Origin of the sequence: uncultured Zoogloea sp. (genome assembly GCF_937894855.1) — a bacterium.
Classification (GTDB): Bacteria; Pseudomonadota; Gammaproteobacteria; order Burkholderiales; family Rhodocyclaceae; genus Zoogloea; species Zoogloea oryzae.
The window spans coordinates 1-9,195 of record NZ_CALAYQ010000159.1 but is presented as its reverse complement, the minus strand read 5'-3'; the positions used below and the strand labels follow the sequence as shown (position 1 = coordinate 9,195).

Here is a 9,195-nt window from a genome sequence, read left to right as displayed (position 1 = left end):
CGAAGTTCTGAAGCCAGGCGTTGGAGGCGTAGCCGGCGTACTGCGTGCTGCTCCAGTACCAACTGGGGTCGAAGGCCTCGGCACCTTCCTCGCGGAAGGCCTCGACGGTGGTCTGCGGGGGTGCATCGGGGGTGTAGGCGTAGCTGGGCAGGTAGGCGCTCGGGTTATCGCCGCTGCCGCAGTAGTTGCTTTCGTCGGTGGGCTTCAGGTTGCGATAGCAGATCTCGAGCTCGTCGCGGCTGGGGATGTACCAGTCCGTGTTGCCGCCGATGACGAGGCCGCGCACGAGGGCGGCGACATCGCTGCCGGCATAGGCCATGGCCTGGGTGTTTGCGACACCGTCAAAGAAGCTGCGGGCACCTTCGACGGTGTCGCGCGGCCCCCATTCGCCGGAGATCTCGCCGGCCAGCTTCGGGGCGACGATCAGGCCGTAGGTGGCACTGCCGATCCGGATCAGGCCGGCGAAGAAACCGCCGCCGAAGGCTTCGCCGATGGCGGGGTGGGTGGGTTGTTGGTTGCGGTCCATGATTGCTCCTGGTTATGCCTTGGTGGCGGTGGTGGCCTTCGCCGGGCGGCGGGCCGATTTGGATTTGGGTTTGTCGATCTCGACGGCGAGCTCGTCGATGGTCTTGCCGGTGCTCTCCCATGCCTCGACCCACAGGGGCTTCTTGCCCTTGCCGTCCCATTCAGAGTCGGGGGCGTTGGGATTGCGATAGATGACGGTGGTGCCGGCGTCCTCGCGTTGCTGGTCCTTCCGGACGCGCTCGGGGTCGATGCCGATGCGTTCGGCGGCGGCGAGTAGGCGGGTGGGCTGGGTGTTGCTGATCCATGAGATGGACTTCACGTCCTGGGCCAGCACGATGTCGCGCAGGACGGCCATGAGTTCCACGTCGGCCATGTTCGGCAGGCGTTCGTGCAGCCGTTCCAGCGCTTCCTTCTTCTTGCACTCCGGGTACCACGTCTGGGCGACCAGATAGCGGTATTCCTCGTAGAGGCGTTCGAGGCCGAAGGTGGCCAGCTCGAGAAGATCGGGGGTGGTCAGCATCAGCACGGGCTGCGAGCGGATCTCGTTGAAGAGGCGGCGGCGGAAGCGGTTCTCGGCCTCGGCGGCTTCTTCCTCCTTCTTGCGTAGGGCAAGGGAGTCGTTGGATCGGGTAATGAGCTCCACGCCCAGATCGCGCAGCGCCTTCGAGAGATCGGCCTTGATGACGATCTCCTCGAGGGATTCGCCGTCTGGATGGTCGAGCAGCGTCACGGGCACCTGGCCAGCCGGCACCTGGCTGAACAGTTCGCGGTACTTGGGGTAGCCCTCCAGCTCGTAGCAGCGTTCGTTCAGGGCGACGTAGCCCTCCTGGCAACTCGACGTGGGGTAAGGCCGGATCTTCTTGGCGGCGCCGCCGCTGATCGTCTCGCGACCTTCGGCGGCGGCACGTGCCTGCAGGGCAGCCTTGTGGGCCTCGACCTTCTGGCGATAGCACACGTTGTCGGTGCAGACGTCTGCAAGATCGGGCGCGGTGTCGGGTTGGTTGCCGAGCCGGTCGCGGCAGTTGGTGCAGCTGGTCGAGGTCGGGTGCAAGTGCTCGTCGTTGATGTCGAACGGTGCGCGCTCCAGGCGGTGGGTAAAGTCGCGCTGGATGTAGCGGGCGGCTGCCCGGTAGCTCATCGGCTCGCCGTCGTAGTCGAGCTTGGTGACCTCGGCCAGCGCCGTGCGCTGCAGGCCAGCGTCGGGGATGCGTGAGACGAGCAGCGCCACGCTCTCGGTGATCTTCTTCTCGCGCAGCGCGGCGCGGCCTTCCTCGCACAGGGCCAGCAGCTTGAGCTTGGCGTAGATGTAGGCCTTGCTCTTGCCCACCTGGGTGGCGATGTCCTGGGCGCTCATGCCCTGGTCCTGCAGCTGACCAAAACCCTCGGCCTCGTCGATGGCGTTGAGGTCTTGGCGCTGCAAGTTCTCGACCACCTGCATGCAGATCACGGTCTTGTCGTCGAGGTGGCGCAGCAGGATCGGGACAGACCGCAGCCCTGCCAGGCACGAAGCCCGCCACCGCCGTTCGCCGGCAATGATCTCCAGCTCGGCCTTGTCTGCCAGCGGCGCGGCGCGCTCCTTGATCTCGGCCGGCAGGGGGCGCACGAGGATGGGCTGCATCACGCCCAGCTGCTTGATGCTCTCGGCGAGCTCCTGCAGCTCGGCCTCGGGGAAGCTCTTGCGGGGGTTTGTGGGGCTGGGAAAGAGCAGCTCCACATCAGCGGCCAGCAGCTGGCCTTCGTCGGGGATGTTGTCGCGGGCGGTCATGCTGCTCTCCGGATCTGGTTGGATTTGTCGGCCACGGGCACGGCGTGCCAGCCGGCCGGGATGGTGGGCGAGAGGGCGAAGCGCTCGCCGTTGGAAATGAGGTGCAGGTGTGCTGCGCAGGCCTGCTGGGCGACGTCGAACAGCAGGGCGTCGTCGGGTATCAAGGTGGTCACATTGGTCATGACGTCTTCCTCTCGATGATCGTGTCGAGGTGGGCGATGCCCTTTGCAGCGGCGCCGCGAAGGGCGATCAGTTCGGCCACGTCGGTGGCTTGCTCGGCTGCGTCGATTGCCACGGCGAGGGCCGCGCCCAGCACCAGCGCCCGGGGAGCGCCTTCCACGGCGTTCGCCATCGCGGTAGAGAGTTCGTCGAGCTTCTGGAGAAGGTCGGGTTTCGGTTTCTGGCTCACTGGGCGTCCTTGTTCATTCTTTCGATCCGCTGCGAACCCTTGCCGAGAGTCGTCTCTGCCCAGCGCCGGTCGGAATTGACCATGCCGGTAAGGGAGCCGGTGATGGCACGGTCCTGCAGCGCTGCCTCGAACGTGATGCCCATGCGGGCCAGTTGAGTGCGGTCGTAGGCCTCGCGCAGCTGCGCTTCGGTGGGTGGCGGGAAGCGGGTGTTCATGTCGTTACTTTGTCGGTGGCGTTGCCGTTGCCGTCGGTGTTCCACATTTCAAGGTGGCGCAGTGCGATCGGGCGGTGACATTCGCGACACCGGCGCCGATCCGACGATGCGAAGTTTTCTTTCGCAGCCTCGGTTGCCTCTTCTGGTGAGTGGGCCGACACGAATGTGCGGAGCTCTTTGCGCACGTTCGGCCAGCGGTGGCAGAGCGGATGCACGCATAAGAGCCGGCCTTCATAGACGGTCACTTTTCGGGGCTCTCGAACGGCGCTGTGCTCGCCGTGACGTACAGGGGCACGTCGATGCCGGCGAGGCGCAGGGTGTAGTCGGTGTGGCCGGGGTACTGGTCGGTGATGCGCAGACCCAGCCGGGTGAGCGCGGCCTCCAGCCGCAGCGGGTTGACCGGCCCAACCTTCACCCACACATGAATGGCGCAGCCGTCGGCGCGGCCGTTTGCCTCGGCCGGCACGCCGGCGCTGGAGAGCCGCTGGGCCACGCTTTCGGCTGTGGTGATGTCTGCCTGCCGGGCGGCAAGGGTTAGCAGGGCTTGCGACATCTGCTCGGCCACCTGGCGGGTGATCGTGATGGCAAGGGTGCTCATTGCTCATCCTCCAGCCCGTTGGCGCCCATCAGCCGGCACACGAACCAGATGAGTCCGGCGTAGCAGACGAGTCCGATCAAGCCCGCGATGATCTTGAAGGCCATGGCGATCACTCCTCGACGGCCGAAGCCGGAATTGGCCGCACGCGGGCCGGCGTGGTGCTGTCGCCGATCGTTGCGGGGCGCGTCGGCTCGGCCATTGAAGCGGGTGCGATCACGCAGGGGGAAGTGGTGTGCCGGCGCATCGGATCTTCGCGGAGCGCATCCTGGGCGCGGGCCAGCCGAAGGCGGGCGAGGCGGGCCTGGTGCTCGGCCATCGCCTCGCCAGGTAGCGGGCTGGATTCCATGCGGCGGGCGATCGCCTGCTGCAGCTGGGCCGCGCGGCGTGCGCTCTCGGCCTGGCGCGCTGCATTGCGGCGGCGTGCCCGGCAGTCGAGCCGGTGGGCAATCCAGACCACGCCAAGGATGCAGACGATCATCACGACGATTGCGGCGGCGTGGGTAGGGGCGATATCAGCCATGTGTGGCTCCTTCGGTCGTAGGGGTGTTGGCGAAGTAGGAGAGCGCCGCGTCGGCGACCTGCTGGTCGAGTGCCTGCACTCGGGGAGCATCGATCAGCCCGAGGTTGGCCAGCGCATGGCACTGGCCGTAATGCACGTCCGAGTCGCGGCCCTTGCGGCGGGCGTCGGTCAGGCGCAGATCGGCAAGGGCGGTAAACAAGCCCTCGGCGATCTCCTCGAGGCGGGCAAGGCGCTGGGCGGCGGAAGGGGAGGTGGGCATGGCGGCGACCCTCAGAACTTGATGCCGATGCCCAGGCGCAGGTTGTTGGCCACGCAGGTGGCCTCGATCACCAGGCCCGCGTTGAGCGCCATGTCCCGGTAGCGGGAGGGCAGGGCGTGCAGGGCAGCCGCGCCGAGCATCGCTGACAGCGCAAAGTACCGATCCACCTCGCCAACACTCGGGTGCTCGCCAAGCAGCGGGTTGGTCTCGTGCCAGCGCACCGGGTGGCGGGCGATGTTGCGGGTCTGCGCCCAGTCGGCAGCCGTGAGGGTGGCGAGCGCTGCGGCCTTTTCCAGTTGGGGCGCGGTCCATTCGTCTGCGGCCGTGGCTGGGGTGTGGCCAACGGCGGTAGCTAGTCCCGCTGCGGCGATCTGGAGGCGCGCCAAACGCATGGTTTGCCGGTGGGTGATCTGCATGCGGCGTATGGCGCGCTGCGCCAGTTCGCGGGCCTGCCGGTAGGTGGGGTGCGCTTGGCCAACGCGGTCGCAGTGTTCGTCGGCAAGGCGCAGGGCGTAGTGGGCCTCACGGAAGCGCGCGGTGCGGCGCTTCCAGATTTCGTGAATGCGGTTGGCGCGGGCGTGGTCGGGCTTGGTCATGGCGGCCTCCGGTCAGGCGTCGAACGGCATGGGTACGGAGCCGGCGATCGGCTCCCCTTCCTTGGTCTTCAGCGGCATCAGCACGCCGCGCAGCGGAAGATTCGAGAAGGTGATGTGAACCGGCTGTTCGTTGGCGTCGGCCCCTTGCGGGCTGTAGCGGTGCAGACTCATCTCGGCCGGGGTGTTCTTCAGGCCGTAGAGGGCGATTTCAAGCAGGGTCTTCTGCATGAAGGCGCGAACGGGATTGGTTGGGCCGGACGGTTTGGCGAGCGGCTGCCAGCTGGGAAACTCCTCGCCAACCTTGATCTTCTGGAAGAGCACCGGCTCCGGGCTTTCCTGGTTGGGCCAGACACGACAAGCGCTGAGGGTGTCGCCATCGATCACGATGGTGTCGGCCCAGATGCTGCTGCTGAAGATCGGGTCATCTTCGATGGGGTAGCCGCAGATGGCAGCAATCTCGTGCAGCGGGTCGAAGGTAAAGCGGTGGCTTGCGGTGCCCTTGGCGTCGTAGGCAATCATCAGCAGTGCGCCGTTGGTGGCCACGACGTATACGCCGCCTTCGGGGCAGGGCTCGATCAGCACCTTCTGCAGGTGGGTGCGCGGGTCAAGGATGTCCGCTTGCGCGGCGAACACCCACCGCAGCCGGTCTGCGCTGAAGCGGGCGGTGGGCTTGATGGTGCTTTCGGGGGTTTGTGCGGACGTTTGCACGATGTTCTCCAGCCTCCGGACCGCCCGGCCGGTGGTCGGGTGCGGTGGAGGTGAAGAAACAATAACCGAACAGTTAAGTTTAGGTCAATAACTGTTTAGTTATTTTGCGTTGGTGGAGTGTATCTGTACAATGCAATATATGGGCGCCACACTACTGCAGCGAAGCAAAGACACCCTGCCGAACGGTGTGGTGATTGAGATCGTGATCTGGGCGGTGGAGCCGCCGGTGCGCGGTAGCATGCATGGCTACAAGTACCGGCTCTACGCGGGCCTGCAAGGCAAGACGCTGGTCCGTTACGACAACGAAGCGGGGAAGGGCGACCACAAGCACGTGGGGGCCGATGAGGCGGAAGTGCCCTTCAGCTTCGTGTCGATGGCGCAGACGTTGCGTAGCTTCCTGGTGGAAGTCGACGCACTGACAGGAGGTTGATCGTGGCAAATTGCGCAATCATCGGAGTCTCGGACTGGAGCAAGGCCCGGGACGGCCTGCTCGCCCTGGCGGATGCGCTCGAGGCGGGGAAGGTGGGGGAGCCCGCCGACTACCGGCTGAACTTTGCCAGCGCTGCGCAGCTGCTCAGCGAGCTGCCACCGCGTCGCCTGGATACGCTACGTGAGGTGAAGCGCGCGGGGCCGGTGTCGATTTACGCGGTCGCAAAAGCGCTTTTGCGCAATTACTCAAATGTGCATGCCGATGTGCAGAAGCTCATCGAGCACGGGCTGATTGAGAAGGACGAGGGCGGGCGGGTTTTCGTGCCCTGGGACGATGTGGTGGTGCGGGTGGATGCGTCGCTGCTGCAGGCGGCGTAGGTGCCTAGACCATTTCGAGGCGTTGCTCGGATTGGTGCAGACGCCTGCACAAGTAAAAAGCCCGCGCAAGCGGGCTTTGTTCGTGGTTCTAGGTGAGGGGCAGTGGGCCTGCCTGTGTGATGTTTCGCATCTGCAGAGCGACTAAGGGGTCTTGTCTATCTCGTCATGGGGGCCGCATGCGCGAAGGTAGGCTGTGCCGTCTTCCAGGGTAAAGCTTGCCTTGTGGCTGTCGCTTGATGTGATGTGGAAAGTGAACACCTTGACTTTCTTCTTGCCATCCACGGCAGACGTCACCATCTTCGACTTGAGGGGGTGCAGGTGTAACTTGGCAGGCGCGCTGCTTACGTCCACCAACAGCAGATCCGAAATAGCCCGCTTTGCCTCCTTGCGGATCCCTTCGCCTAGCTTGAGGAAGGTGCGCTGAAAAACGGGGTTGCTCGCATCGATCGCCGTGATGGTCGTTTGTCGTGTGGCGTCGGATGCGGGTCGCTGAGTGTAAGGGGCTTTCTCGCTCATCGGGCTCCGTGCTCGATGCGATCAAACAGGGCATCCAGCTCGGAGGGGGAGCGAGCGACAAAGCCTTCGCTCGGACGGCAGAGGCTGGCGTCGTGCTCAAGCAAATCCCATCGAAGCTTGACCGCCGCGGTGATGTTTTCGTCGAGAACCGCCGCAAGTCGATCCACCGACTGTTTGATCGGCTCCGGCATGCCCTTTATTTGGATGCTCCGCTTTATGCGCTGCACGGTTTCGCGAAAACCCCTCACGGTGGAAAGCGTGTCGTCGAGCATGTCTTCAAGCTTGCCATTCGGGTCGATGGTTTCGCCGTTCTCTGAGGTCTTGGATACGTGTGCGGAGAGTTCGTCCAGGCGAAAAGTGTTCTGAACGATGCGATCCGAAAGATGATCAATCCGTACAACAAGCCAGGTGCCGCTGATCGCGACGGCGAGGCGCAGCACCCATGGAGGCATGCGACCGAGCCACGACATGCGGTGGGCGTCGTGTTCGGCGGCGCGGACTGCGATATCGATACTAGCGGTGTACATAAATAGCCCTCACATGCAAAAAGCCGCAATCGGCGGCTTCTATCAGACAAACAGTATGCGGCGACGTTCCGCCAACCGTCAAACCTTAACGACGGGCGGTCGTGAAGCTTGAGGTGCCTCCGGCCGGTGCGCCCGCTTGCTGCGGCTTGCGCCTGTCAGCCGTGGTGCAGACGCCTGCACAAGTGAAAAGCCCGCGCAAGCGGGCTTTTGGTTTCATTTCTTCGGGGGCGACGGGTTAGAAGGCGGGCTGGGGTCGGCCTCGGCCTGGGCGGGCTGGAGCTTGTATCCGCCGACCTCCGCTAAGGTCTCCAGTAAGCCATAGCGGTTGCTCCACACGACGAGCAACATGAGGGCACCCAGAATCACTACGGCGACATTGGCCAGAATGTTCTGCAGTAGACCGGAGAAGAACCCAGGGATCGCCTTGGGTATCTCGGTGAGGATCGCTTGCTTGTATTCGTGCAGCACCTGTCGCGATCCTGCCGCGTGGCGCACCTCGATTTTCTTGACTTCTTCCTCGTACCAGAGCACGTAGCTTTGCTCGATTTCACGCGTAGCTTGTTCGAGCGTTGTTTCGACGAACTGGTCGATGATCTCTTTCGCCTGAAGGCGATACCCCTGCATCTGGGTGGGGGTGTTGGTTACTTTGTTGAAATGGCTGAGCTCGGCATCGTTCGGATCGCGGCCGTGCTGCGCCTGAAAACCCTGAATCCACTCGATCTTCTGTTGCTTGTAGCGGGCGTAAGCAACAATCCCCATCATGTCGTTGGGGGCTTGGACCAGCTGGCGATAGATGTGGTTATAGGCCGACTCGCCACCGGAATATGCCGGGGCGCCGGCTGCTGTGGCCGGGGGCGCAAGTGGCGTGGGTGGCGCCTGCATCGATCAGAGAGATCCAGCTCGCTTCAGCGCCTCCGAGAAACCTTCTCGGATCTGGTTTTCGTCCAGCCGGGTCGAGCGCAGGATCAGGTTGACCGCTGCGGGGCGATCAATCCGCTTTTCTGCAATGGCTGCCTGCCCGTCGATCATGGCGCGGTTGGCCCGCTCCACGAAGCCGGGCGAAAGCGCAATGCGCCTGGTGGCAGTGGTCATAAAGGCTCCTCAATCAATGCTTACGGCCGCTCTGTGGCGGCTTGTGTTGGATGCTGAGTATGCCGCGTCGTTCCGCCGTCGGTCAAACCTTAACGACGGGCGGTCGTGAAGCTTGAGGCGCCTCCGGCCGGTGCGCCCGCCTGCTGCGGCTTGTGTTTGTCAGCCGTGGTGCATCGCGCGCGCTACGGCCTTCTTGGCGCTGGCCAACTCGGCCTTTGCCCTCTCGGCTGCGATTTCGGCGGTGACCAATTGATCTAGTGCTCCGGCAAGCGGTGTGCCGGGTAGGTGCGCCACGACCATCTCAACCTCGTGGGCGTTGTCGCTGATGATGCCTGAGATGCTCCCGGCCAGTATGGACAGCCGGTGCTTGCACACGGTGCCGTTTTGGCCCGCCTGGCAGGTACAGAACGCGTTCAGCGCGTGATTGCTCAGGAGAAAGCTAGCCTTGTATGGCTGCTCTCCCGATCCTTGAACAAGGAACGTGAACTGCTGAACACCTTCAGGCATTATTTTCGTCCCTTGCTTCCGCTGGGCAGGGCGCGGTCTCGATCTCGGTGGTTTCCGCCGTCTGGGGGTTCTCAATGGAAAAGCGGAGCACCTCACTTTGGCTTTTGGCGCGCCAGATCCGGGTCTCCTCGGGAATGCGGCCAGTCTTGAG

General features: G+C 64.1%; 18 protein-coding genes. 2 read left to right on the top strand and 16 right to left on the bottom strand.

The features are described 5' to 3' along the window. From Q0672_RS18145 to Q0672_RS18095, 11 genes are all read right to left on the bottom strand, one after another. Positions 1 to 526 (bottom strand): DUF1566 domain-containing protein (locus tag Q0672_RS18145; RefSeq protein ID WP_298624515.1); only part of this gene is annotated, 526 nt, incomplete at its 3' end. 12 nt (positions 527 to 538) lie between these two features. Then, positions 539 to 2,290 carry a ParB/RepB/Spo0J family partition protein gene (locus tag Q0672_RS18140; RefSeq protein WP_298624513.1) on the bottom strand — a complete coding sequence of 584 codons (1,752 nt, stop codon included), beginning with the start codon at positions 2,288 to 2,290 and terminating at the stop codon, positions 539 to 541. Continuing rightward, positions 2,287 to 2,472 (bottom strand): hypothetical protein, encoded by a 186-nt coding sequence (locus tag Q0672_RS18135; protein ID WP_298624511.1) that lies wholly within the window; start codon positions 2,470 to 2,472, stop codon positions 2,287 to 2,289. Before Q0672_RS18135 ends, Q0672_RS18140 begins: the two co-directional genes overlap by 4 nt. Next, entirely contained in the window at positions 2,469 to 2,699 is a 231-nt protein-coding gene (locus tag Q0672_RS18130; protein ID WP_298624509.1) for a hypothetical protein, read from the bottom strand. Before Q0672_RS18130 ends, Q0672_RS18135 begins: the two co-directional genes overlap by 4 nt. Next, positions 2,696 to 2,914 carry a hypothetical protein gene (locus tag Q0672_RS18125; protein WP_298624507.1) on the bottom strand — a complete coding sequence of 73 codons (219 nt, stop codon included), beginning with the start codon at positions 2,912 to 2,914 and terminating at the stop codon, positions 2,696 to 2,698. Before Q0672_RS18125 ends, Q0672_RS18130 begins: the two co-directional genes overlap by 4 nt. Further along, positions 2,911 to 3,159 (bottom strand): hypothetical protein, encoded by a 249-nt coding sequence (locus tag Q0672_RS18120; RefSeq protein ID WP_298624505.1) that lies wholly within the window; start codon positions 3,157 to 3,159, stop codon positions 2,911 to 2,913. Before Q0672_RS18120 ends, Q0672_RS18125 begins: the two co-directional genes overlap by 4 nt. After that, on the bottom strand, positions 3,156 to 3,512 hold the full coding sequence (locus tag Q0672_RS18115) for a hypothetical protein (protein ID WP_298624503.1): 357 nt from the start codon (positions 3,510 to 3,512) through the stop codon (positions 3,156 to 3,158). Before Q0672_RS18115 ends, Q0672_RS18120 begins: the two co-directional genes overlap by 4 nt. Positions 3,513 to 3,621: 109 nt before the next feature. Next, a complete protein-coding gene (locus tag Q0672_RS18110; protein WP_298624501.1) occupies positions 3,622 to 4,032 on the bottom strand; it encodes a hypothetical protein in 411 nt (136 codons plus the stop codon). Then, positions 4,025 to 4,291 (bottom strand): hypothetical protein, encoded by a 267-nt coding sequence (locus Q0672_RS18105; protein WP_298624499.1) that lies wholly within the window; start codon positions 4,289 to 4,291, stop codon positions 4,025 to 4,027. Before Q0672_RS18105 ends, Q0672_RS18110 begins: the two co-directional genes overlap by 8 nt. Before the next feature lie 11 nt (positions 4,292 to 4,302). Beyond that, positions 4,303 to 4,887, bottom strand: a complete 585-nt coding sequence (locus Q0672_RS18100) for a hypothetical protein (protein ID WP_298624497.1) — start codon at positions 4,885 to 4,887, stop codon at positions 4,303 to 4,305. Between the two features lie 12 nt (positions 4,888 to 4,899). Then, positions 4,900 to 5,595, bottom strand: a complete 696-nt coding sequence (locus tag Q0672_RS18095) for a hypothetical protein (RefSeq protein WP_298624495.1) — start codon at positions 5,593 to 5,595, stop codon at positions 4,900 to 4,902. 130 nt (positions 5,596 to 5,725) lie between these two features. Between Q0672_RS18095 and Q0672_RS18090 the strand changes: the two genes are divergently transcribed. Next, entirely contained in the window at positions 5,726 to 6,025 is a 300-nt protein-coding gene (locus Q0672_RS18090; RefSeq protein WP_298624493.1) for a DUF6516 family protein, read from the top strand. Between the two features lie 2 nt (positions 6,026 to 6,027). Next, entirely contained in the window at positions 6,028 to 6,402 is a 375-nt protein-coding gene (locus tag Q0672_RS18085) for a MarR family transcriptional regulator (RefSeq protein WP_298624491.1), read from the top strand. A gap of 141 nt (positions 6,403 to 6,543) precedes the next feature. On the opposite strand, the gene Q0672_RS18080 is transcribed toward Q0672_RS18085, so the two are convergent. From Q0672_RS18080 to Q0672_RS18060, 5 genes are all read right to left on the bottom strand, one after another. Next, positions 6,544 to 6,918 (bottom strand): hypothetical protein, encoded by a 375-nt coding sequence (locus Q0672_RS18080; protein WP_298624489.1) that lies wholly within the window; start codon positions 6,916 to 6,918, stop codon positions 6,544 to 6,546. Continuing rightward, the gene (locus tag Q0672_RS18075; RefSeq protein ID WP_298624487.1) at positions 6,915 to 7,445 is read right to left on the bottom strand and encodes a hypothetical protein; all 531 of its coding nucleotides are present in this window, start codon (positions 7,443 to 7,445) and stop codon (positions 6,915 to 6,917) included. The genes Q0672_RS18080 and Q0672_RS18075 overlap by 4 nt, the downstream gene beginning before the upstream one ends. Positions 7,446 to 7,658: 213 nt before the next feature. Next, complete coding sequence (locus Q0672_RS18070; protein ID WP_298624485.1) at positions 7,659 to 8,327, bottom strand: hypothetical protein; 669 nt, start codon at positions 8,325 to 8,327, stop codon at positions 7,659 to 7,661. A gap of 3 nt (positions 8,328 to 8,330) precedes the next feature. Continuing rightward, entirely contained in the window at positions 8,331 to 8,537 is a 207-nt protein-coding gene (locus Q0672_RS18065; protein WP_298624483.1) for a hypothetical protein, read from the bottom strand. A gap of 159 nt (positions 8,538 to 8,696) precedes the next feature. Then, a complete protein-coding gene (locus Q0672_RS18060) occupies positions 8,697 to 9,044 on the bottom strand; it encodes an SWIM zinc finger family protein (RefSeq protein ID WP_298624481.1) in 348 nt (115 codons plus the stop codon). Between the last annotated feature and the right edge of the window lie 151 nt (positions 9,045 to 9,195).

What these genes read in the sequence shown, in the direction of transcription:
- Q0672_RS18140 (WP_298624513.1), bottom strand. Translation starts at nt 2,290, where the DNA reads ATGACCGCCCGCGACAACATCCCCGACGAAGGCCAGCTGCTGGCCGCT.
- Q0672_RS18135 (WP_298624511.1), bottom strand. Translation starts at nt 2,472, where the DNA reads ATGACCAATGTGACCACCTTGATACCCGACGACGCCCTGCTGTTCGAC.
- Q0672_RS18125 (WP_298624507.1), bottom strand. Translation starts at nt 2,914, where the DNA reads ATGAACACCCGCTTCCCGCCACCCACCGAAGCGCAGCTGCGCGAGGCC.
- Q0672_RS18115 (WP_298624503.1), bottom strand. Translation starts at nt 3,512, where the DNA reads ATGAGCACCCTTGCCATCACGATCACCCGCCAGGTGGCCGAGCAGATG.
- Q0672_RS18110 (WP_298624501.1), bottom strand. Translation starts at nt 4,032, where the DNA reads ATGGCTGATATCGCCCCTACCCACGCCGCCGCAATCGTCGTGATGATC.
- Q0672_RS18105 (WP_298624499.1), bottom strand. Translation starts at nt 4,291, where the DNA reads ATGCCCACCTCCCCTTCCGCCGCCCAGCGCCTTGCCCGCCTCGAGGAG.
- Q0672_RS18100 (WP_298624497.1), bottom strand. Translation starts at nt 4,887, where the DNA reads ATGACCAAGCCCGACCACGCCCGCGCCAACCGCATTCACGAAATCTGG.
- Q0672_RS18090 (WP_298624493.1), top strand. Translation starts at nt 5,726, where the DNA reads ATGCAATATATGGGCGCCACACTACTGCAGCGAAGCAAAGACACCCTG.
- Q0672_RS18080 (WP_298624489.1), bottom strand. Translation starts at nt 6,918, where the DNA reads ATGAGCGAGAAAGCCCCTTACACTCAGCGACCCGCATCCGACGCCACA.
- Q0672_RS18075 (WP_298624487.1), bottom strand. Translation starts at nt 7,445, where the DNA reads ATGTACACCGCTAGTATCGATATCGCAGTCCGCGCCGCCGAACACGAC.
- Q0672_RS18070 (WP_298624485.1), bottom strand. Translation starts at nt 8,327, where the DNA reads ATGCAGGCGCCACCCACGCCACTTGCGCCCCCGGCCACAGCAGCCGGC.
- Q0672_RS18065 (WP_298624483.1), bottom strand. Translation starts at nt 8,537, where the DNA reads ATGACCACTGCCACCAGGCGCATTGCGCTTTCGCCCGGCTTCGTGGAG.
- Q0672_RS18060 (WP_298624481.1), bottom strand. Translation starts at nt 9,044, where the DNA reads ATGCCTGAAGGTGTTCAGCAGTTCACGTTCCTTGTTCAAGGATCGGGA.